Annotated in this window: 15 protein-coding genes; 8 read left to right on the top strand and 7 right to left on the bottom strand. The window is 44.8% G+C overall.

The annotated features are described in order from the left end of the window. The first annotated feature begins 699 nt into the window (after positions 1 to 699). Positions 700 to 1770 carry a DcaP family trimeric outer membrane transporter gene (locus CXF83_RS10325; RefSeq protein ID WP_101089682.1) on the top strand — a complete coding sequence of 357 codons (1071 nt, stop codon included), beginning with the start codon at positions 700 to 702 and terminating at the stop codon, positions 1768 to 1770. A gap of 369 nt (positions 1771 to 2139) precedes the next feature. Here CXF83_RS10325 and CXF83_RS10320 read toward each other — a convergent pair whose 3' ends face one another. Both CXF83_RS10320 and CXF83_RS10315 read right to left on the bottom strand, forming a co-directional pair. Next, positions 2140 to 2760, bottom strand: a complete 621-nt coding sequence (locus CXF83_RS10320; protein ID WP_101089681.1) for a response regulator — start codon at positions 2758 to 2760, stop codon at positions 2140 to 2142. After that, positions 2757 to 4157, bottom strand: coding sequence for a cache domain-containing protein (locus CXF83_RS10315; protein WP_101089680.1), 1401 nt, complete (start codon positions 4155 to 4157; stop codon positions 2757 to 2759). The genes CXF83_RS10320 and CXF83_RS10315 overlap by 4 nt, the downstream gene beginning before the upstream one ends. A 713-nt stretch (positions 4158 to 4870) precedes the next feature. On the opposite strand from CXF83_RS10315, the gene CXF83_RS10310 reads away from it, so the two are divergent. Together CXF83_RS10310 and CXF83_RS10305 are read left to right on the top strand one after the other, a co-directional pair. Next, entirely contained in the window at positions 4871 to 6514 is a 1644-nt protein-coding gene (locus tag CXF83_RS10310; RefSeq protein ID WP_101089679.1) for an L-lactate permease, read from the top strand. A gap of 76 nt (positions 6515 to 6590) precedes the next feature. Beyond that, a complete protein-coding gene (locus CXF83_RS10305; RefSeq protein ID WP_101089678.1) occupies positions 6591 to 9410 on the top strand; it encodes an FAD-binding and (Fe-S)-binding domain-containing protein in 2820 nt (939 codons plus the stop codon). 262 nt (positions 9411 to 9672) lie between these two features. On the opposite strand, the gene CXF83_RS10295 is transcribed toward CXF83_RS10305, so the two are convergent. Further along, positions 9673 to 11814, bottom strand: coding sequence for a TonB-dependent receptor (locus CXF83_RS10295; protein ID WP_198553533.1), 2142 nt, complete (start codon positions 11812 to 11814; stop codon positions 9673 to 9675). A gap of 333 nt (positions 11815 to 12147) precedes the next feature. On the opposite strand from CXF83_RS10295, the gene CXF83_RS10290 reads away from it, so the two are divergent. The 3 genes from CXF83_RS10290 (at position 12148) to asnB (ending at position 17168) form a co-directional block, all read left to right on the top strand. Then, positions 12148 to 12894: an HAD-IIA family hydrolase gene (locus CXF83_RS10290; RefSeq protein WP_101089676.1), complete on the top strand. Its 747-nt coding sequence runs from the start codon at positions 12148 to 12150 to the stop codon at positions 12892 to 12894. A gap of 250 nt (positions 12895 to 13144) precedes the next feature. Next, positions 13145 to 14785, top strand: a complete 1641-nt coding sequence (locus CXF83_RS10285) for a M28 family metallopeptidase (protein WP_101089675.1) — start codon at positions 13145 to 13147, stop codon at positions 14783 to 14785. Positions 14786 to 15503: 718 nt separating this feature from the next. Beyond that, positions 15504 to 17168, top strand: coding sequence for an asparagine synthase B (asnB, locus tag CXF83_RS10280; RefSeq protein ID WP_101089674.1), 1665 nt, complete (start codon positions 15504 to 15506; stop codon positions 17166 to 17168). Between the two features lie 77 nt (positions 17169 to 17245). On the opposite strand, the gene CXF83_RS10275 is transcribed toward asnB, so the two are convergent. From CXF83_RS10275 to CXF83_RS10265, 3 genes are all read right to left on the bottom strand, one after another. Then, on the bottom strand, positions 17246 to 17590 hold the full coding sequence (locus CXF83_RS10275) for a 5-carboxymethyl-2-hydroxymuconate Delta-isomerase (protein WP_101089673.1): 345 nt from the start codon (positions 17588 to 17590) through the stop codon (positions 17246 to 17248). 31 nt (positions 17591 to 17621) lie between these two features. Then, a complete protein-coding gene (locus CXF83_RS10270) occupies positions 17622 to 17972 on the bottom strand; it encodes a VOC family protein (RefSeq protein WP_101089672.1) in 351 nt (116 codons plus the stop codon). A 328-nt stretch (positions 17973 to 18300) separates the two neighbouring features. Then, positions 18301 to 19008 carry a DUF445 family protein gene (locus tag CXF83_RS10265; RefSeq protein ID WP_101089671.1) on the bottom strand — a complete coding sequence of 236 codons (708 nt, stop codon included), beginning with the start codon at positions 19006 to 19008 and terminating at the stop codon, positions 18301 to 18303. A gap of 333 nt (positions 19009 to 19341) precedes the next feature. On the opposite strand from CXF83_RS10265, the gene CXF83_RS10260 reads away from it, so the two are divergent. After that, complete coding sequence (locus tag CXF83_RS10260; RefSeq protein WP_101089670.1) at positions 19342 to 19728, top strand: VOC family protein; 387 nt, start codon at positions 19342 to 19344, stop codon at positions 19726 to 19728. 17 nt (positions 19729 to 19745) lie between these two features. On the opposite strand, the gene CXF83_RS10255 is transcribed toward CXF83_RS10260, so the two are convergent. Beyond that, positions 19746 to 20744 carry a 2Fe-2S iron-sulfur cluster-binding protein gene (locus CXF83_RS10255; protein ID WP_101089669.1) on the bottom strand — a complete coding sequence of 333 codons (999 nt, stop codon included), beginning with the start codon at positions 20742 to 20744 and terminating at the stop codon, positions 19746 to 19748. 92 nt (positions 20745 to 20836) lie between these two features. Between CXF83_RS10255 and CXF83_RS10250 the strand changes: the two genes are divergently transcribed. Next, complete coding sequence (locus tag CXF83_RS10250) at positions 20837 to 24037, top strand: DUF748 domain-containing protein (RefSeq protein ID WP_332871127.1); 3201 nt, start codon at positions 20837 to 20839, stop codon at positions 24035 to 24037. The last annotated feature ends 54 nt before the right edge of the window (positions 24038 to 24091 follow it).

Below are 24091 nucleotides of genomic sequence, written 5' to 3'. Positions count from 1 at the left end.
TTTCAGCCCTAACGCAGCCTCATGCGCTTACTCTATGTAGAGACCTCTTCAAGAGTTTCCCCTAGTATCCTTTGCCATCAAGTAAATTAGACCGAATACAAACACAGATATTTTCACCTAAACCATTTGCTAAATAGCGATATTAGAAAAACAATGTCGATGATGACACCGCTGTACAGCTACAGAGATTTTCGTGACACACCCCAAGCACAATTCCAGTAGGCTCAGTCATGGTGCCCTTTTCATTGATAGTCACGGCCGCATCTACAATAATATTTGACCTTATTCGCTTCGCTCTCTTAATCCGATCTTGTGACCTCTCCTTCACCCACAGGTAACACATTTCACGACTAATCGTTACAAAGTTGATCTACATCATATCCCCAGCTGCCTAGAATTACCCCTGAAGATCAGTTAACTCACACACGAGAAACAAGCCTGTAACTGACTGTATTTATTTGTTAAAAATATTAACCATCCGTTACCCACCTCAAAAAAAGGCAAGCCTGAACATAGGAAAACCGGCATTTCTACGGGTAAACCCTTAGTCGTCTTAGGTGCAAACACGGATAAAAAAAGCCTCTATAAAGCCATATGGTAGCCCCAGATAAACCATAAGTTTGCCGGGCATCTGATCCTATATCACCGCTCAAGACAAACAACAACCAACTGATCAACAAATCCAAATAAGGCACCTTGATGAATAGAATAACTAAAACGGCGTTAGTGGTAGCTGCATTTTTCTCAGCATCTTCTTTCGCTGGCTATGAAATTCAAATCGACGATAGCTCGAAGTTAACCTTCGGCGGCTACTTCAAAGCAGACTTGCGTAATGTCAGTGGCGACCAGGCTTATCGTGACTACTGGATTGGTACCAGTACCAGCGCGCCAGATACCAATCAAACCAGCCTCCAGGCCAAAGAATCGCGTTTCAACGTAAAGTTCACTCATGGCGAAGTGACTGGATTCCTCGAGTATGATTTCTACGGTGGTGGCGGTAACGCACTCGTTTCTAACTCATACACACCGCGTATGCGTCATGCCTTTATTGCTTACAAGAACTGGAAAGTCGGCCAGACATGGTCAACCTTTATGCCACTGGCTTCTATCGCTGATGCACTGGACTTTGGTGGAGCGCACGTCGGTCAGGTATTCATTCGTCAAACCCAGATCCGTTATACCAATGGTGGTCTAGAACTGGCATTAGAAAACCCAGCCAATGCTACCGATTCCAACCAAAGTATTCCCGATGCCGTGGCGCGTTATACGTACAAAGGTGATTTTGGCCAAGTAGCGGTTGCAGCGCTGGCTCGCACCTTCGATGACAATGGTGTAGCTGGTAATGCCGACGGCACTCAGTTTGCTTACAGCATAAGCGGTAAAATTAATACCTTCGGTAAAGATGACTTCCGCTTCGCCTACAACGCGGGCGCTGCAGGTCGTTATATTTCACCTGGCCACAACCCTGGTGACAAGGTCAATGCTGATGGCAGTGGTGACTTACTAGCAACGCAAGCCTATACCGTCGCTTATCGCCACTTCTGGACTGACGACTTGCGCTCTAGTGTTTACTACGGTCACGCTGAAGTTGAAGATTTCAATGGTGTGAATGCTGATTCAGATCGCAATCACTATGGCGTCAACCTGATCCAGCAGCTTAACAAGCAGTTAAGCGTGGGCGTTGAATTCGGCAACTATGATGCGGATATCTCTGCCACTGACAGTGCCAACTCTGATTACATCCAACTTTCGGCTAAGTACGTACTCTAAGTAACAGACGTTACGTATAAAATATTTATTCACTGTGCTTTCGACCAAGCACGTACTCTGAAACGACGCGGCATAAGCTGATTTATGTCGCCGGTTTTCTGAGTATTGTGAAAGTTCCCCTACTTACCCTAATATCAAGCAAGCATGGCGGCAAAGAAAGAACTCAAACTGGCAGTCATCTATCTGCCCCTAGAGAATAAGCTCCAAAAGGTCAACCAGTGGGATGGTTGACCTTGTCCCTCTGACCATAAACATGAGGGCAAAAAACCCCTAACTTAACGCCCACAACATGGCTAGTTTGCCATGATTTTACCCGAAGCATGACACCGCTTCGGGTATTTTTTTCATGAAAATACGGCGTGAATAGTGTTACCGATCTAAGCCATGATCGATGGCATAACGCACTAGCCCCGCCGTACTGTCTATCGCCAGTTTCTGTTTGATATTACGTTTGTGAGTCTCGACTGTGCGTACGCTGACATTCATCTCCAGCGCAATGCGTTTATTGTTCATCCCCAGCGATATCAACCGTAATACCAACTGCTCACGTTGGGTGACCAGGACTTGCTTGCCACTAGCAAGCTCCTGCGACAAGGTGTCTACGACTTCGGCACTGAAATAGCGCTTGCCAGCGGCCACTTTTTTGATGGCTTCAATCAGTTCTTTACCGGGTACATCCTTGAGAATATAGCCATCAGCACCGTAGCGCATTGCCGCCATAATATATTCTCTGTTGTCATGCATGCTCAGCATCACCACCTTGCATGACATCTCCTGCTCTTTAATCAGCTCAAGCAGATACATGCCGTCCATTTGTGGCATATTAATATCGGTCAACACCAGATCGATTGGCATTTCCTTGAGGATCTCTAGTGCCTTGACACCATTGTCGGCTTCAGCCTGCACCTCAATGTCATTGTCTAAGCTCAGACGATATCGTAATCCTTCACGAAACAGCGGATGATCGTCTACCAGAAGCACACGGATCATGACAGTCCCCCAGTGGCAGCATCGGCTCGATAACGCAACTCACTCTGGGGAATACGTGCCACCAGCGTCACTCCTTTACCAAGGGTTGACTCTACCTTGAGCTCACCATTATAAAAACTCACTCTTTCCTTCATATTTCTCAAGCCTATTCCTTCAAACGGGGTCGATTTTCTCTCAAAGCATTCATAGTTAAATCCCTTACCATCATCATGAACCTCCAAGGTCAACCATCCCGGAGTCAGTCCCAGCGAAATCAGCACTTTTTTTGCTCCCGAGTGACGCTCAATATTAGTCAATGACTCCTGCACAATGCGGTAAAGCGCGCAACTAAGCTCGGTTGACAAGATCTTGCGCACCGATAATCGCTGCACCTTGACCTCGATACCTGTGCGCAACGAAAACTCCCTGCCCAACTCTTTTAACGCAGCGCCCAGCCCATAATCCTCAAGGATGGCAGGATGTAGCTGATGCGAGATATTACGGATATCGAGCATAATCTGTCGCGTAAGTGTAATCGACTTATCCAGTTCCGGACTGGAATCGCCACCATATTCCTGTTTCAATTGGGCGGTTTCCATAGCAAACAGGGCCGCGGCAATCGTTTGGCTAACCCCATCGTGCAACTCTCTGGAAACTCGCTTACATTCCTCTTCCTGAGTCTGATAAATTCGCTCATTGAGGGTTCTGAGCTTAGCATTTGCGAGTCGTTTTTCACCCACACGCATAAAGATCCCCCCTATAAACACGGCGCTGACCGCTAAGATACCTATCGTCAGAGTCATGAGGGAGGTGTTGCGGATATGACTACTAATAGCGGTGCTCAATAATGCCGCCTCCTCATCGATATCATCAATATAAACGCCAGTACCAAACATCCACTCCCACTGTCCCAACACCTCGGCATAGGCGAGTTTTTGTCCCAGTTGGCCATCATTAGAGGGCTGATTGAATAGGTAGGTCAGATAACCGCCGCCTTTCCTCGCCCCTGAGATTAACTCTTGGATAAAGTGGACTCCGTTGTCGTCTTCCAAGTCTAGCCAGTTTTTACCGACACGCCACTCCTGCTCGGGTAAGACCAGGCTATTGCCATTGAGATCGTAGGCGAAGAAATACCCGTTTTTACCGAAGCGCATATTGGCCAGCATAGACTTAACTTCTTGCTGGGTTTGTTGCTTGTCATCACTCTTATTTTGATAAAGATGCTTAATAGCCACGTTGGCGATCGCCAGATAATTTTTCAACTCTTCTTTGCGGTGATCGATAATACTCTGCCTATAAACGTCGACCACATGCTGGGAGAGATCTCTATACTGCATTTGAGTCACAAACAGCACCAGCATCAGAGATATAATGAGTGGAAGTACGGTGATTAGCTGTAACTTATGATTAATATTCATCGCTGATTAATACTCCGCTATATCAGGGATAGCCCCTCAGAAAACGGGGTTATACTAACAGTTAATCAACCACAAAGTTGCAACAAATACCCATTTATATGGGGGTTAAATCAAAGGAAGGGCAAATAATTCATCTTAACTACAGCACCTAAACCAGACTCTCACAGTCATTAATATTAAAAATATGTAGCGGAGCCATCAAAAAACCATATATAAAATGCAGGTTTACAATCGGAATAAATGATCATGTTTGTTTTCCGTTCCTGCTTCAGTGCCATTGACCGATCTTACTACCGTATCTCGACACTCATCGATAACACATTTCACGGTTAATCGTTACAAAGTTGATCTACATCATATCACCAGCCGCCTACACTCCGCCCTGCAACACGTTAACTCATAACCAAACATAAACCTCATAACTACCTGTATTTAATAACAAAAATAACACACATTCAATTACCACCTCAAAAAAACGCAAACCTGAACACGGATAAACCGACCTATCTACGTGTAAACCCTTAGTGGCATTAGGTGCAAACACGGATAAAAAAAGCCCATATAAAGCCATATGATTAGCTGCAGATAATACATTTCCCGGGCATCTGACCTCAGGTCAGCGCTCAGGGCAAATGACAGTAACCAACGAGTCAACAAAACCGCTATTAACTAGAAATAACTCTAAATAAAAAATACGATAATAAGAGGCAAGCATGACCTTTATTCAACTACTCGCAAGTTTAACGCCGGTGATCAGCGTAATGCTATTTTTAGTATTACTGAAGATGCCCGCATCACGGGCAATGCCCATTTCTGCAATCTTAACCGGCCTAGCCGCCGTGTTTGTCTGGCAGATGGATACGACCTTTTTGGCAGCATCTGTCGTCGAAGGATTGCTTGCTGCATTGACACCATTGAGTATCATCTTTGGTGCCGTGTTCTTACTTAATACCCTGAAGTATTCAGGCGCGATGGATACCATTCGCGCAGGTTTCACCAATATCAGTGCCGATGCCCGCGTCCAGGTCATCATTATCTGTTGGTTGTTTGGCTCATTCATCGAAGGCAGTGCGGGCTTTGGTACACCGGCGGCTATCGGCGCGCCTTTACTGGTGTTATTGGGTATTCCCCCTATTGCCGCTGCGGTTGTTGCCCTGATTGCTGACTCTGCGTCCGTATCCTTCGGCGCAATTGGTCTACCAGTACTGTTTGGTATGGAACAGGGTCTGACTTCTGGTGGCGTTAACATGGCGGCCGAACAGATTGCTCAGCATGGTGGCAGCTTTGCCGATTATGCTCAGTTTATTGCCATGCACATGATTACCATAGATCTAGTTACCGGTACCCTAATTCCTCTGGTCATGGTGTCTTTACTGACCGGCTTCTTCGGTCGTAACAAATCATTCGCCGAAGGCTTTGCCATCTGGAAGTTTGCGCTGTTTGCCGGACTGGCATTCACGGTTCCGGCTTGGATCATTAACTTCGTCGCCGGTCCCGAGTTCCCATCGGTTATCGGTGCCCTTGTGGGTATGGCTATTGTTATCCCAGTTGCTAAAAAAGGCATTATGCTGCCTAAAACTCCCTGGAATGATTTTGCCGAAAACGACGGCCAGAAAGAATCTAAAGTGGCTTCTACGGCTAAGTTCTCACAAATTGCTGCCTGGACTCCCTATATCATCATGGCGGCCTTGTTGGTGCTGTCTCGTGTTATTGGCCCGCTAAAATCATGGTTGCTGAGTTTTAACGTCAAGTGGACCGGCTTGCTAGGTACCGAACTGGGTGCTGGGTTCAAGACACTGTATGCACCAGGCGCCTTCTTCATCGCCGTGTGTATCCTAGGTTTCTTCCTGTTCAAAATGAACAAGAAAGCCATCAAAGAGTCTATTACGGTATCGTGCCGCTCTATGATTCCAACCATCATTTCGCTAGGCGCTTCTGTGCCTATGGTGAAGATTTTCCTTAACTCCGGTGAAAATGCTGCGGGTCTGACATCTATGCCTGTTGCCCTAGCTGATACTTTGGCTGGCAGCATGGGAGCGGTATGGTCTTGGGTTGCCCCTATCGTCGGTATTTTCGGTGCCTTCTTATCAGGTAGCGCCACCTTCTCCAACATGATGTTCTCCGGCCTACAGTACAGCGTCGCCGACAGCATTGGCATGAACCACGCGATGGTACTCGCACTGCAGGGCATTGGCGCCAACGCCGGTAACATGATGTGTGTGATGAACGTCGTTGCCGCCGCTACGGTAGTCGGTATGGCGGGTCGTGAATCAGAAATTATTCGTAAGACAATGCCGGTAGCGCTAGGTTACGCCATGATCGCAGGCAGCATAGCCTTCGTGTGGGGCGGATTCTAAACATAATACTCAAATAATCAGAGCGCAAATTCCGGCTCTGATTGCTCTTAATAATAGCAAGTAAAGAGATATGTCCATGTCGATAAATTATAAAGCTGTAATAAGTGATTTACGTAAGCAACTAGGTGAAAAACCTGTGACGGATGAGTATGTTCGTCGATTCGCTTGGTCAACCGATGCCAGCTACTTCAGAATTGTTCCAGAAGTCGTTGTTCACGCCGAAAACATGGAACAAGTTAAGCACACTCTAGCCGTTGCCCGTGAGCATAATGCGCCGGTAACTTTCCGTGCAGCGGGTACCAGCTTGGCTGGTCAAGCTCTTGGTGAAGGGATTTTGCTTATTCTGGGCCATGATGGCTTCAGAAAGATTGAAGTCAGCGATGATGCTAAACAGATCACCCTTGGCTCCGCTGTCATAGGTTCCGATGCTAACGCAGCGTTAGCCCCGCTTAACCGTAAAATAGGCCCAGATCCAGCGACAATTGCCTCCGCCATGGTGGGAGGCATTGTCGCTAACAATGCCTCAGGCATGTGCTGCGGCACTGCACAAAATAGTTACCAGACTATAGCGTCAGCCAAGTTGCTGTTCGCCGACGGTACCGAGCTCGACACGGGTTGTAAAAAATCTAAAGTCGCCTTTGCCAAGTCTCATGGGAAAATGCTTGAAGATGTGTTTGAACTGGCACATAAGACGCGCCATAACATTGTACTTGCAGACAAAATTCGTAAAAAATATTCTATCAAAAATACTACAGGTTATGGCATTAATGCCTTAGTCGATTTCAGCGACCCATTTGACATTATCAACCACCTAATGGTCGGCATGGAAGGCACATTGGCCTTCATCAACGAAGTCACCTACCACACGGTCAATGAAGCCAAATTTAAAGCATCGGCGCTAGCCGTTTTTCATAATATGGAAGATGCAGCTCGCTCAATCCCATTGATCAATGGCGAAAGTGTCGCAGCGGCCGAGCTACTCGACTGGCCATCCATCAAGGCCGTTACGGGCAAACCTGGCATGCCAGATTGGTTATCCGACTTGCCACCGCTGTCAGCTATCCTGCTGATCGAATCCCGAGCCGATGATGCCGATACCTTAGATACCCACACCAAGGATGTGATCGCCAAGCTCGAAGGATTTGAGTTTTTACGTCCGATCAGCTTTACCAGCGATGCTGCGATATATGGCGAGTACTGGGCTATGCGTAAAGGCCTATTCCCTATCGTTGCCGGTGAACGTCCCAAAGGCACGTCGGTTATTATCGAAGACGTGGCGTTCGAGCTTGAACACTTAGCCACGGCCGCAAGTGATATTACCGCACTAATGCACAAATTCGGCTATCCCGAAGGCTGCATCTATGGCCATGCATTGGCCGGTAACTTCCACTTCATCATTACGCCAACGTTCTCTACTCAGGATGATATTGACAATTTCCATGCCTTTATGGATGAAATTGCCGACATGGTGATCAACAAGTACGACGGTTCGATGAAAGCCGAACATGGCACCGGTCGCGCTGTCGCGCCTTATGTTGAGATGGAGTGGGGACAAGATGCCTATGCGCTGATGAAGAACATCAAGCAGCTATTCGATCCCCAAGGGATCCTGAACCCTGGAGTCATCTTAAACGATGATCCCAAAGTCCACGTCAAGAACATCAAGCCTTGCCCGGTAGTCGATGACTTTGTCGACAAATGTCTTGAGTGTGGTTTCTGTGAGAAAACCTGCCCAACATCGGCACTGAACCTTACTCCGCGTCAGCGTATTGCAACCTTACGCGAAATTGCTCGTCTGGAGCAAAGCGGTGATCAGCAGGCCGCCGATACCATGCGTGCAGCCGCTAAGTACGATGTTATCGATACTTGCGCCGCTTGTCAGATGTGTACTATCGCCTGCCCAGTAGATAATAAAATGGGGCAACTGGTACGTAAATTGAGAACCCCATCCATCAGCAGTGGCCAACAAAAGTTCCTCGATTTTCAAGCTAAGCACTTTGGCTTGGTAAACGGCGTGATCAGTACTGGTTTCGATATGTTGGGCGTTATCCACAAGATCACCGGCGACGGCATCACCGGCACTATGATGAAGGCCGGACGATTGCTCAGCAGTGAGGTTCCCTACTGGAATCCTTCTTTCGCTAAAGGCGGCAAACTCCCCAAGGTTTCTGCCCCTAAGCCTGGACAGGAAACGGTAGTTTACTTCCCAGCTTGTGGTGGTCGCACCTTCGGCCCTACACCCGTCGATACCGATAAGCGACCGCTGCCTGAAGTTGTGGTCACGTTACTGGAGCGAGCGGGTTATAACGTTATCACTCCAGAGAAGACGCGAGATCTGTGCTGTGGCCAGATGTGGGAATCTAAGGGAGACTTTAAAAATGCCGATGCAAAACGTCTCGAGTTGATCCAAGCTGTTTCAGCTATGACACAAGACGGAAAGCTGCCAGTGATCGTCGATGCGCTGTCATGTACTAAGCGAACTTTAGGTGGCGATGCGGCTTTAATAGAGAAAGTAGAGATAGTTGATCTGGTTGAGTTTATGCATGACCAATTGTTGCCTAAACTGACCATTAACAAGAAATCGCACGCTGCATTGCATCTTGGTTGTAGCGCTAAAACGATGAAGGTTGAACCCAAAATGACCGCAATAGCGGATGCCTGTTGTCATCAGGTTATTCGTCCAGCGGGGATCGAATGCTGTGGTTATTCAGGTGAAAAAGGCCTCTATAAGCCTGAGATAAATGCCAGTGCTCTGCGTAATATTAAGAAGCTGATCCCGGTTGATGTGAAAGAGGGGTATTACGCTAACCGTATGTGTGAAGTCGGTCTTACTCAGCACAGCGGCATCTCTTATCGTCATCTGGCCTATCTGCTAGAAGAGTGTACTCGTGGCTAAACGTCACTAAACTGCACTTATCAATAAGGGGCTGAAATCAGCCCCTTTTTTTATCTATTTTAGCTAGAGATATAACACATTGATACGTTACTTTTTCAATAAGCTTGCACACCGTTTAACGAAGTCTGATGAGGTAACAATCCCATCAACCTCACCTTGAGCCCCAACCACTAGACAAAAGGATTGGAGCCCATTAGGTATGGTTGAACAGCTCAAGATATTTTTTCTTATGCTCAAAAATTATCTTAGCTATAGTCACCCATTAATAGTTGATAGTGTACTCAAGCGCTAAACGGCGGCCGTAACCAGAGAACTGATTACGATATTGCTTCCAAACAACCTCTTTGTTCATTTGTGACACTAACGGCTGGTAATCTTCATTTAACAGATTATCAATACCCAAGGTTAAACGCCCGTAGTCAGTATCAAATGTAGTGACCAAATCGACCAAGGTGTAGCCATCATAAGGCGACTCGTAATAGCTGTAACCCGCATCACTCTCAGGGCTGTTCTTATCCCTATCGCCGACGTAATTAGCCTGTAAACGCAGAGACGCCATATCGTTAAAGCGATAGTCGCCGTAAATAGATGCTTTAATCGGAGTGATTCTGGTGCCATTCATCCAATAATCAACGCCTGTTTCACTATTAGTACGTTTCCCTTCAGACATAGACACACTAGTGCCTAACTTAACGGCTTGGCTAATCTTATAGTCCAATGTCGCTTCAAATCCCCAAACCTTTTCATCAGCCACAATAACGGCTGCTACTTTCTTCAACAATTCAGCATTAACATTATAGTCGTATGCGTAACCATCTGTAATATCTGAGTAGAAGAAAGACAGGCTCGCTTGCAGTGAATCAGCACCGTAGCGCAAACCGGTTTCATAGTAGTTGGTTTGAGTTGCCGGAATATCATCTGCAAACTCACTAACACTATCAACCGGCATATCTCTGAGCATACGCATATCAGCGTGAGAATAACCCTGCGAGAAACTCGCAAAGAGATCTGTGTTATCAGCGACCCGATATACTAAGCCTAGATTGACCAGTGGTTTATCATATTTTAACGTATCACCCTGTTTCTCTGACAATACCCCTTTTTTATAACGCTGGTAATCTGGTACCTCTATTTCAAAATTTTCATACCGCAAACCAATTTGTAAGGTGAGGTCATCAGTGAGTTGATTCCAGTATTGCGCAAATGGGCTTAACTTGGTTTCAGTTAAATCGCAAACAGAGCAGATATACTGCGACTGTTTTTCAAGATTACCACCTACATCTTGACCCACGATCACATCTCGCATTCTGCCTTGTTCTGTATTATCTCGCCCATATTCAACACCATAAGCCAAACGGCTAGTGTCATTGATGGTCCACTGCAGCGCGGCTTTAAATCCACTGCGCTTAGACACAATTTCAGAGTCCGACTCATAGCCAACATTCACTTTGCTGTAGTAAGTAGACAGACTTAATTGCTGGTTAAGGACATCGTCATTGTCATAGGTAAGCTGAATAGTGCTGAGCTTGGTTTTAGGATTAGAGCCGGTATATGGCGCGCTTTTGTCAATTTCAACTAAGCCATTTTCATCATTAACAGTGCGCTTATAGTGCAGTTTATTCTCAATATTGTAGTGATGTGCGAGCAGTGCAAAACGACCGTTATCCATCTCTTGCTCTAATTTGAATAGCACATCATATTCATCAGCATCGCCCATGCCACCTTGGCTATTAGGTGCTCCTGGCAGTTGGTTACCATTCGAATCATACAAATTGCCGCGGTCTTTACCAGACAAATTCAGCAAATAGCCTAAATCAAAGTCAGTGGTACCCGAAAAGCTCTGTGAAACACTGTAGCCTGCATCAGACAATTCATCCGAAAAAGCTTCAACGCCAACTCGCGTCTGCATTTCAAAATTAACAGTAGGCTTCTTAGTAATCACATTAATAATGGCTCCGGCTTCACCGTTGCCATACATGGCGCTTGCCCCCTTGATCACCTCAATACTCTGAATGACATCGACTGAGATTGACTGTAGATCACGCCCACCGGCGCGCAACGTCGTTGAAATCAACACACCATCAATCATCACTATCGCTTTACCGCCACGAAAGTTTTGGCCAAAGGTCGACATCGTTTCAGTACTCGGGGAAAAACCTGGAACCAGATTAGAGATCATTTCAGAAAGGTTACGCGCGACGACACGTTGAAGATCGAGATCCTCCTCTGAGACAATAAAAACTGAATTGGGAGTATCACTTAACTTTTGCGCAAATGGGGAAGCGGTTATCAGAATATGCTCTACGCCATCATCTTCCACTGTCGGCAGTGTATTTTCCTTTGCTTGAGTCGATGTCACTGCCAAAGCACTTAATACCGCCAATCCTAAAATACTTAATTTCACTTGTCTTTCCATATGCGAATGAGAGCGACTATTATTTACATTTAAATAGAAAAAGCAACTTACTTACACAACCTTTACACACCTACCCTGCACTTGCATCCCCCAGCCTTGCCTAAAATAAATACATTACAACGAACTTAATCCTTCAATTGGATTACGCTTCCTTAGTGTTAGTCGCTAAATTTAGTCGATTTGCTTCAAGTAACCATGAAGCACCGCATAACCCGCGTTACAAAATGCAGTCTCTAAGATAAAAATCATTGTTTTCTCAGCTGATTTGGCATTATATAAACAACACTCCAAATGCATGTCCTTAGACTCAAAGAGAGACCGATGAAGAATATTATTTGCGATATCGATGGTGTGTTACTGCATGACAATAAATTAATCCCCGGCAGTGATACCTTTATTCATCGAGTATTAGAACAAGGTAATCCTCTGGTTGTGTTGACAAACTACCCCGTCCAAACTGGCAAGGACTTACAAAACAGATTAGGGGCGGCAGGCATTAACATTCCCGAAGAGTGCTTTTACACCTCGGCGATGGCGACAGCTGATTTTCTCAAACATCAAACAGGCACTAAAGCCTTTGTGATTGGCGAAGGTGCGCTGACTCATGAACTATATAAAGCAGGCTTTACCATCACCGATATAAATCCTGATTTTGTCATCGTGGGCGAGACGCGCTCATATAACTGGGAGATGATCCATAAAGCAGCCAAATTTATCAGCGCTGGGGCGCGATTTATTGCCACCAATCCAGACACTCATGGCCCCGCTTTTAGCCCTGCATGTGGTGCTCTTTGCGCACCGATAGAGCGTATTACCGGCAAGATGCCCTTTTATGTAGGTAAGCCAAGCTCATGGATTATCCGCTCAGCACTCAACCATATTGATGGCCATTCTGAAGATACCATTATCATTGGCGATAACATGCGCACCGATATACTCGCGGGTTTTCAAGCTGGACTCGAAACCATATTAGTCACCAGTGGCGTGAGCTCTTTGGAAGATATAGAGAAAGAGCCCTTTAGGCCAAATCATGTCTTTAGCTGCGCTGGTGATATTGACGTGGTTTAAACTAAAACTCTGGATAACGTTAGCGGAAAAAACTGAGTTAACCCTATATCGCCAAGTTCAATGCTATCAAACATGACGATGGTTATTTACTTGGCGATATTAATAACCAAAATGCAATATTAAGTAACACTTTCAAGCCCTCGCCCTCTTGTCATCATGGGCTACTTTCCGCCATTATTGTCACCTAAAGTTCTCAACAAACAACCAAATACAACAAAAAAGTCTAAAACAACAATAATAGGACCTATTAATGCGCACTATACTCCCAGTCTGTGCACTCGCCTTACTCAGCGCGTGCAGCCAACATACGACAGACGTAGTCACCCCAGAAAAAGTCTCCTTTGATGAATCTCGTTTCCGCCAAGATATAAAAGTGCTCGCTTCAGATAAATTTGAAGGACGTGCGCCAACCACCAAGGGCGAACAGCTAACACTGGACTACCTTAGCAAGGCGTTTGCTGAAATGGGCTTAGCTAAACCCAATGGCAAAGATTACCTTCAAGCAGTGCCAATGGTGACCTATACCGCATCTGAGCAGCAGTCAATTCGTTTCGGGGATATGCAATTGCAGCATCGTCAAGATGTGGTTGTAGGCAGCCGTCATGATATCAGTAAGGTTGATATCGCCAATGCGCCGCTAGTCTTTGTTGGTTATGGGATCAACGCTCCGGAGTATCAATGGAACGATTACCAAGATCTTGACATGACGGGCAAAATTGCAGTGATTTTAGTCAATGATCCAGGATTTGCTCTACCAACATCTGGAAAGTTCAACGGTAAAGCAATGACCTACTACGGTCGCTGGACCTATAAGTACGAAGAAGCCAGCCGCCAAGGTGCTCTAGGTGCCATTATCATTCATGATACCGAGCCAGCCTCTTACCCTTGGTCAGTGGTTGAAAACAGTTGGACTGGTGCACAGCAAGATCTTGTTCGTACTCAAGAAGAGCAAGATAAGTGGATTGAAGTTGAAGGTTGGATGACGCTTGATGTCGCCACTCAGTTATTCGAAAAAGCCGGTCTTTCTCTTAGCACTGTGTCGGATCGCGCCGCGAGCAGTGCCATTAACATACCGCTTAACCAAACGGCCTCTATCGCGTTCGAGAATAAAGCAGAATACGCCAACAGCTATAATGTGGTTGCTACCCTTGCAGGAAAAAGCCGTCCAGATGAGCAGATCCTATTCACCGCTCACTGGGATCATCTCGGCCTTGACCCAACAAAAGACGGCGATCAGATCTACAACGGTGCACTCGACAATGCCTCTGGCACAGCCGGTATATTAGAAATTGCACGTCAATTTGCCAAGCAAGCTAAGAATGGTAACCCACTTGCCCGTTCAGTCACCTTTGTGGCAACAACAGGGGAAGAGCAAGGCTTACTCGGTTCTCGTTATTATGCATCAAATCCGGTATACCCATTGGATAAAACCGTTGCCGTGTTTAACTTAGACAGCACCAACATTTATGGTCGCACTGCAGATTACACCATCGTCGGTAAAGGTAAGTCGGAGTTAGAGAATTATCTGATTACGGCGGTTACAGCACAAAATCGTACTGCAACCAGTGAAAAGCACCCTGAATCGGGTGGATTCTTCCGTTCTGATCATTTCAGTTTTGCAAAGCAAGGCGTACCCGCCGTCTTCGCTGGTGGCGGCAGTGAACCCATTGATGAGGCCACAGCACAGTACAAAACAATGATGAAGCAAAAGATGAAAGGCTGTTATCACAATCTCTGTGACGAGTACCGCGAAGACTGGGACTTAAGTGGCGCGTTAGAAGATTTAGCCATCTACTACGATGCAGCAACAGTATTGGGTAATAATAGCGACTGGCCGGGCTATTTTAACGGCACAGAGTTTCATTCACTCAGACCGGCAAAAGCTGAATAGAATTAATCACAGCCTGAGTCACGACTAATGATGGTAATTAACGCTCGATAGCTATCCGCTTTCGAGCGTTTTTTATACATTTCCTTGTACTTATTGATCAGGGGCTGTTGATCTTTCGAGCTTGTTTTTTGTTCGTCTCTCTCCCGTAAAGAATGATGATTTTAGTACAAGGCTTGAGCGATGATGCTTAGCAGTCTAAGCGAAAAGCGCGTAACCCATTCTAGTCATAAAAGAATAAAAGCATTGAAACGAACCCTAAGGGCCACGCTTCTTGGCTATTTTTACGCTGTTGTAGGCTATTTGTGGAGAATGACTAAACGACATAGCCTCCGCCTTGTCAAAATAACCAATAAACGGCGGCAAAAACAACCGTGAAAGATCTACAGCCCCTAGTTCGCGACGGTCATTAAACCAAGTTAGTCGAGATTTTGCGCCAGACGTCACTTAATTAACCGAAGCACGCTAATTATTGTCATTATCTGCTGTGCATTATCATATATTGAGTAGAAGCCAGACCACGCACAGCAAAATGAGCATTAATCAATAAATAACACTAATTTTTAAACTTTCTGCATTTTATTAATTAAAAAGCTACATATAATAATGCCTAATAGCGTACTTTATAGATAAAACATCAAAAACTAATTTGTACTTATTCATTTTCAATGGCAGAGTAATACTCAATTGAGATTAAGACTGACATTTTTTGGAGTGACCTATGTGTTCAATTTTCGCTATTTTAGATATTCAATCTGACGCAGTGCCACTGCGTCAAGTTGCACTTGAAATGTCAAAACTGTTACGCCATCGTGGACCGGACTGGTCTGGAATTTACAGCAGTGATAAGGCTATTCTGGCCCATGAACGTTTAGCCATTGTCGATATTGAACATGGCGCGCAGCCATTACTAAGCCAAGATGAAAGTATTGTTCTGGCAGTAAATGGTGAGATCTATAACCACAAAGAGCTTAAAGCAGAACTTGGCGATAAGTATAGCTACCAAACAAACTCTGACTGTGAAGTCATTCTGGCTTTATACCAGGAATACGGCACTGAGTTTTTAGATAAACTCAACGGTATATTTGCCTTCGTTTTATACGACAAAGCTAAAGATACTTATTTAATCGGTCGCGACCATATGGGCATTATTCCGCTGTATACCGGTCGAGACAGCGAAGGCAACTTTTATGTGGCTTCAGAAATGAAAGCGCTGATGCCTGTATGTAAAACAGTTGAAACCTTTACTCCGGGTCACTATCTATCAAGTGAAATAGGCGAGCAGACTCAATACTACCAGCGTGATTGGCGTGATTTTGCCGCGGTTCAAAGCAACCCAGCCAGCAGTGAAGAGGTGCGAGATGCACTCGAAGCTGCCGTTAAACGTCAATTGATGTCTGACGTGCCTTACGGCGTATTACTTTCTGGTGGCTTAGACTCATCAGTCATTTCAGCGATTACCCAGACATTTGCTAAACGACGCATTGAAGATGATGGCGAAACCAGCGCATGGTGGCCACAGTTGCACTCTTTTGCCGTAGGCCTTGCGGGCGCTCCCGATCTGATTGCTGCAAAAAAAGTAGCGGATGCCATTGGTACTATTCACCATGAAATCACCTTTACTTTCCAAGACGGCATCGATGCGATTAAAGATGTGATTTATCATCTTGAAACCTATGATGTGACCACGATTCGTTCCGCAACACCTATGTACCTAATGGCTCGTAAGATTAAAGCTATGGGCATTAAAATGGTGTTATCTGGAGAAGGGGCTGATGAGTTATTTGGTGGCTACCTGTACTTCCATAAAGCCCCCAATGCACAAGCCTTCCATGAAGAATTAGTGCGTAAGCTCGATAAGTTGCACCTGTTTGATTGCTTACGCGCAAACAAAGCCATGGCGGCATGGGGATTAGAAGCGCGCGTCCCTTTCTTAGACAAAGAGTTTATGGACGTAGCAATGCGTATTAACCCAGAAGCTAAAATGTCAAAAGATGGCAAGATTGAAAAGCACATTTTACGTAAGGCGTTTGAGCATAAGTTACCAAAAGAGGTGACTTGGCGCCAAAAGGAACAGTTCAGTGATGGCGTTGGTTACTCTTGGATAGACGGCCTAAAAGAGCATGCGGCAGTTAAAGTTGATGATCTGCAGCTGGCAAATGCAAAATTTAGGTTCCCATACAACACACCTGAAACGAAAGAAGCCTACTTCTATCGCACCTTCTTTGAAGAGTTGTTCCCGCTTGCCAGCGCAGCTGAAACAGTACCCGGTGGAAAGTCGGTAGCATGCTCGACCCCAGAAGCATTGGCGTGGGATGAAAGTCTACAAGGGATCATCGACCCATCAGGACGAGCTGTGCAATCTGTCCACGACAGTGCTTACTAGCCAAACTGATAATGGTCTCAGTAAAAAGCCACTCGATTGAGTGGCTTTTCTTTGCTTAAGAAAAAGCTAAAAGTGATTTAGTTAATCACTTTTAAATAATGCTGTTTGTTAATGTCGACGATTTCCATAGTAACGCTGCTAACCACATTGGTGATCAGCGAAATAGACTCAAATACCCGTTCAAGCAATAACGCTTTTTGCTCGTCGGTGCGCCCAGGCATAATGGCCATATGAATATGAACAAAGGTATTGGCTTCATCTTCGCCTATTCGAAAATGCTCAACGCCATGAGCGCGGGTTTTAATCGCCTGCGGTTCAAATAAACCGGTATCAATCAAAGCTTGATGTGTGGCTTCAACTAATGCTTCTACCGATATGATGTGCTTTAACGGTTTAGCGTATTCAATGACACAATGTGGCATGTTCAGCCCTTCTTATTTTAAGTTTGCTTTACTATTCAGACCATACAGCAAATTCATTACCATTAGGATCAAGAAAGTGAAACCGACGCCCGCCTGGAAATGAAAAAATGTCCTTACTCACTTGTCCACCAGCCGCGGTCACATTTTGCATTGATAGGCCTAGATCATTTGAATAGAGCACCACTAATGGTGAGCCTTTGCTTAAAGTGAAATTTTGCTTCGAAAGGTAAAATCCACCGGTGATCCCTGCGTTCAAAAAACAGCTATATTCAGGTCCGTAATCAACAAACTCCCAAGCAAACACTTGGCTAAAAAAGTCTTTGGTTGCCTGAATATTACTCACGGGCATTTCCAAATAGTTAATCGTATTATGCTGGCTCATCAGTTGCTCCCTGTAACGAAAAAACTTATATGGCTAAAACCATATCACGTTCAGCCTTAAGGCTATATAGCCAAACGACCTCAAAATGCAGGATTCAGTATGCCGAAAATTAACTGGGTTCTAGGTCGTTTATTGCCACCTACATTGACCACATTCTCTCCCGGTGTGGTGGTCTTCATGTCATAGCAATACTGGCTATTGCCATTCAGTATTTATTCTTATCAATAAAGAATGCAGAAAAATATAGCTTGGTGTAAAAAACAGGCCACAAAAAAGGGAGCCTAAGCTCCCTTTCATAATCTATGACTTGCCATCAACCCAAGTTAAATTAACTTTGAAGCAGCGCTGCAGCTAAGCCGATTAAACCACCGAAAATACCGCCCCAAACAACGAGCCAACCTAGGTGCTTCTTAATCATATCTTGCACTATCTCTTTTACGAGTTGAGGTGTTAACTCATTTAAACGCTGCGTGACAATCTCTTCGACTTTAACGCGCATGTCATCAATCATGTTGCTCTGCTCTAGCTCAGCTTTTAATAATTCATAAAACTGGTCTGATTGTGATATATCACTCAGCGACGCTTTCATTTTTTCAATAAATGGCTCACGCAGTGGTTGTATTGCCTCCGTCCCGCCAAACATCGCTAACATTCCCCCGAATGAAGACTGTGAAATAGTGCTAACCAGTGCGTCAAATGCAGGCGAAAGATCGAGTTTTTCAATGACGGGTGCCAAATTTATGTGCTTCTCAGCATCGCCTTGCTGTGACAAAAATCGTTCAATATTTTCTTCGGTAAAAAACTGCTTCATCATTAGATGAGAGATACCCTCTTTAAACTCTTCAAAACGCGAAGGCACCACGCCAGAACCATAAAGGCCAGGCACTTTCTCAAAAAGCATATAAACAGCAAGCCAGTTAGTCACCGCACCAGACAATGCAAACAGCCCTACCGTCAATAAAATAGGCGAAGCTAGAAGGTAGCCGGCGAGCACTGCTATCGCAGCGATTAAATTGGTAACAACACTTTTATTCAAGCTAATTCCCCATGAGCATGATTGAAAACGGGCTATGTTACCTCCCGTTAAAGACACTAAGCAACACAATAATGTGTTCGTTACTCCAATTCGCGGCAGACAACGCAGAGTAAGCCATTGTTGGATAGCATGGTCTTGGATTGACTTGCTTCATTCATCAGTCTCTTTAGAAGGTAAGATTACCGATATCGCTCAATGACAGTGAGCTGCCACCTTTTAGGAGGCTAATAGGGACTATAAACCGCAGTGAAATAGCCGCCACCTCGGTTTATTTCCCCCTTACGGCAATGTTGAGGCTACACTTATTTCAGCAATACCTATCAAGGAACACTGATGATCCCCACATCAAACAGTTCAGGCTCATTGAGTTGGCATGAATTAACCGCCAGCAGCAGTAAAGAAGCAATGGTATTTTATAGTCAAGTCTTTGGTTGGCAATTTAAGACCATTGTTGTTGCCGATGCGCCTTACCATATCATTATCAATAATGGCATCGATATCGGCGGCATAGCGCAAAGCCCTGCACCGGCAATGCCAAGTAATTGGACTGGTTATATCACAGTGAAAAATGTCGATGAGGTCGCTGACAAAGCCCATGAACTCGGCGCAAATATTTTATTTGGCCCAGAAGATATTATTGGTATTGGGCGTTTTTGTTGGTTAAAAGACCCACAAGGGGCCATTATCGCCGCGATTAGCTACATTGATGCCGATAAATGATCAACACCAGATTCAAATCAAGCTCGTTTAACCGTGCGTAAATCTTTATATTCAAATGGTAATACGTGAATTTTTGCGTATTCAAATCCATCTAAAAATGCTTGCTGCTGCGCTTTAACCACGGCTTCAGGTTCCCCGCAAAGAAACACTCTGTTATGACGATTAATGGGGTGCTCCTTGGCAGCAAGCTCAAAGGGTTGTATTTGCAGGCAACGTTTATCAACCAAATCAACCGGGGCCGTAGCGGTAATACATGCACGATAGTGGACATTCTTGTGCGCCAACATCAAAGATAAGCATTTTTTATGCAGGTAAAGTTCCTCTACTGTGCGAGCACCATGATAGAGATAGATATCAGCTTGATGCGACATGTCTAGTGCCTGCTCAACAATGCCCATCACGGCTCCGATACCTGCGCCATGGCCGATTAAGATAAGCTTATCCTGCTGATATGTTGCTTTATAGATACATTGACCTAAAGGCCCTTGAATAAGGAGTTGCTCACCGATACTGGCGGTACTAAATAGCCAGCCGCTAAATTGACCGTTATATTTTCGGGTAATATGCAGCTCGATAACATTGTCGTCAAACACCTTAGCAATGGCGTAACTGCGTGTCAGTCCATCAAATCGTCTGAGATTGATATATTGCCCAGCATAACAATCAAGGTTTTCAGACAATTTAATCACCACTTTCATCACACTTTCGGTCATGAAAATGCGCTCAACCAATTGCGCAGACACAAACAAATCTTGCTCAATCACAGTTTTGAGTTTGAGTCCTTCTGTGGGTTGGCACTGACAAGTACAAAGGTAATGATTGGCTTTGAGCCGAGCACTTAAGCCACGTTGCGAACCAGGGGACAGCTCTCCCCCCACATGCTGCACCAAGCACGTTTTACAAGCGCCTTTTTTACAGGAATAGTTTATTGAGTTACCACTACGTATTAGGGTCTCTAGTACTGATTCATCTTCTGCGGAATCAAAAGCTTGGCCATCTAAAAAGAAAGTTGTCATTGGCGAACGTTTATTCTCAATTAATAATGAAAAATATTATGATCTCTGGCGCACTTCCTTAATAATGTAGCTAAAATTATGGAAGCCCACTTTTGCTTTGTAACGGTCTTGTGGCTAATCAGCATAAACCGAGTACCAACCATCAGCAGCAGAAACCAGTGCTCATTCATCTAAACGAAGTTAAGGTCAGTATGTCTATTGCCTCAAAAACACTCATTGGATTTAGAGATAAATACCGCCAACGACCACGCTACCAGCGCCTGCTCGCGATCGCGGTTACCCTTTATCTTCTTTTTACCGCTATTTTAGGGTTATTAATACCCTATATTGCCGTTAAACAAGTGCCGAAGCAATTATCAAATATGCTACAGCGCACCGTTACATTAAGCGATGTCAGCATAAACCCTTTCACTTTGAAAGTGGCTATCGATCAATTTCAAATACAAGAGGCTAAGACTAACCTAAACAGCAATGAATTTGTTGGATTTGAACAGCTTACTTTTGAATTTCGTTTTTGGCATTCTATTTTCAATGCCGCTTTTAGCATTGCCGATGTCACACTATTAAAACCTTCTATTCGTGTTGAACGACTCAAAGCTGATAACGATCTAACATTCAACTTCAGTGATATTATCGATACTCTGGCACAAAATAGCGCATCAACCCCAGAGCCGACGTCAGCACCATCGACCGGCCTGCCACACTTTATGGTCAAGAACTTGGCTATCGTTAATGCTAACTTGCGCTTTATCGACAACATCACACAAGGGCAGCTACTCTACCCGCAAGTAAATCTAAATATTAAGTCCTTTGATTCTCAAAATGCCCTTTCAGCTTCAATGCAAAATAAAGAGGGTGAGAAGAGCAATCACTATGCAATCCATCTTGTAGGCAATAACGGCGGAGAAATTGCGACGCAGGGTATTGTTCAATTAGAACCGCTATCCATTGTCGGTGATATTCAATTAACGAATATCCAACTGCCGCAGTTTTGGTCATTTGTTGATAAACTATTTATAGCCAACCTAGCCACCGGTAAACTCAGTGTCGATAGCCAATATCGCCTTGAGGAAAAGAGTGACTACTTTCAAGTTACGGCTAACAATGGCGTGGTGAAGCTCGAAGATATTACCCTCAAAAATAGCAATGACATCGTTGCAAGCTTGCCCATTTTTGCAGTTGAAGGTATTAACTTTGATTTACATGAGCAAAAAGTAACCGTCGATAAGATACGCTCTCAAGGCTTGCTTGTTAACACCACGCTCGACAAAAAAGGCAGCAACCTACAAAGACTATTACAGCCAAAACTCGCAGAAATATCAACGGCGACGAAGCAGCAAACAACACCAACTAATATCGATAACACCACAGAGAGCTTGCCTTGGAAAGCTGTTTTAAATGGCGTTGAGCTAAAGAATTACCAGGTTAATCTTACCGAGAAAATAGTCACCCAAGGAACGCTTTGGCAGATCACTGACATCAAGTTACTCACCGAAAAAATTAATGCCGATCTATCAACGCCTATCGACTACCAACTCTCGCTTAATATTAATCAACAAGGTTCACTTTCATCAACGGGTAGTATTGATATTCGACAGCAAAAATCGATTAATCAATTAACACTGTCAAAGCTAAGCTTAAATCAGTTCCAGAACTATCTTAGCCCTTACCTCAATATTGATTTAAAACAGGGCAAACTCTCTACCCAAGGGACGCTAGCGTTAAACAATGAAGCAGAGCAACTTAGTTATAATGGTGCGATCAACATTAACGATCTGCTCGTTAAAGATACCGTGCAAAAAAAGACACTGCTAAAATGGAAAAGTGTCGATATAAATCAATTTGGCTTCGATAAAGCCGCCAATAGCATTGAAATTGATCATATAGCACTAAAGCAGCCCTATGGCCGTATCATTATCGCTGAAGATAAAAGCACCAACTTTGGCGAATTAATGGTGAGCAACAATAACCAAGTGGCTGCGAGTGATGAGTCAAAAGAGGCGCAAGCAGAACAAAAAACATCAGCACCGATAACGAGCACAAATAGCGATGAAACGCCCACTGCTATGGCGATTAGCATTAACAAAATTAGTATTGAAGACGGCTCTACTTTCTTCGCTGATAGCTCACTAACGCCTAATTTTGCCGCCAGCATCGAACAACTTAATGGGGAGATCACTAAGTTATCATCATCGAGTGAACAGGCTGCATCAGTTGACATAAAGGGTAAAATTGATCGCTATGCCCCCGTCACCTTAAAAGGCGATATCAACCCATTACTTGAACAACCTTTTTTAGATTTAGCACTCGGTTTCAAACATGTAGAGCTCACCTCCGTAAACCCATATTCGGGCACTTACGCAGGTTACTATATTGATAAAGGCCAATTATCGTTAGATCTTAATTACCGCCTCGAGAACAATCAATTAGTAGGTGACAACCACTTAGTGGTCGATCAACTTCAACTGGGTAAACCAAGTGACAGTAGTCTCGCGACAACGCTGCCTGTCACACTGGCAATTGCCCTATTGCAAGATAGGCATGGCGTTATTGATTTAGGCTTGCAAGTATCCGGTGATTTAGACGAGCCAAGTTTCAGTATCGGCAGTATTGTGATGACCGCATTTACTAACATCATCACTAAAGCCGTTACCGCGCCCTTTTCGCTTCTAGCTGGCTTATTAGGTGGCGAGGACGATGAACTCGATAAAGTGAACTTCGCTGCTGGTACCGCTGATCTCGACGAACAGGCCAAAAAGACCTTAGCCATGCTCGCCAAAGGCTTAGCCGATAGACCCATGCTAAAACTGAATGTTGAAGGCGCCGTTAATGTTGCTGAAGACAACCGTGCATTGGCCGAAGCACAATTGCGACAAAAACTAGCCCAGCTAGCTCAATTAGAAATCGAACAGATGCCAGCGGATTTAACCGCCAGTACCTACCCAACATCAGGCGCTTTATCTGATGCACTTAAACTACTTTATGAGACTGAAATTGCCAGTCCAGCCATTGATGTAAAAAAAGCTATAGAAGCCGATCATCAAGGCGATAATGCACTTACGGCTGAAGACTTGGCTATCCGTTGGCATATTGCGTTATACAATTTCAGCCTCGGTGACCAGCGGATCTCCAATGATGCATTAGGTGACTTGGCACAGCAACGAGCCAGCGCAGTGAAGAACTTCTTAGCAGACAATAAAACCGTGGCACCAGAAAGAGTCTTTTTGCTCGATAGCAAAGTCAATTTAAATACGGGCGCCAGCCAAGCGTTACTGACATTAACGGCGAACTAAAACGGCTGTAGATTTAAGCACATCCCACACGATATAAGGCACCTTAACTTAGGT

It is taken from the genome of Shewanella sp. Choline-02u-19 (genome assembly GCF_002836205.1).
In the GTDB taxonomy this organism is placed as follows: domain Bacteria; phylum Pseudomonadota; class Gammaproteobacteria; order Enterobacterales; family Shewanellaceae; genus Shewanella.
Note: the sequence above shows the minus strand (reverse complement) of the source record. Positions and strands in the feature narration are given on the sequence as shown.

What these genes read in the sequence shown, in the direction of transcription:
- CXF83_RS10325 (WP_101089682.1), top strand. Translation starts at nt 700, where the DNA reads ATGAATAGAATAACTAAAACGGCGTTAGTGGTAGCTGCATTTTTCTCA.
- CXF83_RS10320 (WP_101089681.1), bottom strand. Translation starts at nt 2,760, where the DNA reads ATGATCCGTGTGCTTCTGGTAGACGATCATCCGCTGTTTCGTGAAGGA.
- CXF83_RS10315 (WP_101089680.1), bottom strand. Translation starts at nt 4,157, where the DNA reads ATGAATATTAATCATAAGTTACAGCTAATCACCGTACTTCCACTCATT.
- CXF83_RS10310 (WP_101089679.1), top strand. Translation starts at nt 4,871, where the DNA reads ATGACCTTTATTCAACTACTCGCAAGTTTAACGCCGGTGATCAGCGTA.
- CXF83_RS10305 (WP_101089678.1), top strand. Translation starts at nt 6,591, where the DNA reads ATGTCGATAAATTATAAAGCTGTAATAAGTGATTTACGTAAGCAACTA.
- CXF83_RS10290 (WP_101089676.1), top strand. Translation starts at nt 12,148, where the DNA reads ATGAAGAATATTATTTGCGATATCGATGGTGTGTTACTGCATGACAAT.
- CXF83_RS10285 (WP_101089675.1), top strand. Translation starts at nt 13,145, where the DNA reads ATGCGCACTATACTCCCAGTCTGTGCACTCGCCTTACTCAGCGCGTGC.
- asnB (WP_101089674.1), top strand. Translation starts at nt 15,504, where the DNA reads ATGTGTTCAATTTTCGCTATTTTAGATATTCAATCTGACGCAGTGCCA.
- CXF83_RS10275 (WP_101089673.1), bottom strand. Translation starts at nt 17,590, where the DNA reads ATGCCACATTGTGTCATTGAATACGCTAAACCGTTAAAGCACATCATA.
- CXF83_RS10270 (WP_101089672.1), bottom strand. Translation starts at nt 17,972, where the DNA reads ATGAGCCAGCATAATACGATTAACTATTTGGAAATGCCCGTGAGTAAT.
- CXF83_RS10260 (WP_101089670.1), top strand. Translation starts at nt 19,342, where the DNA reads ATGATCCCCACATCAAACAGTTCAGGCTCATTGAGTTGGCATGAATTA.
- CXF83_RS10255 (WP_101089669.1), bottom strand. Translation starts at nt 20,744, where the DNA reads ATGACAACTTTCTTTTTAGATGGCCAAGCTTTTGATTCCGCAGAAGAT.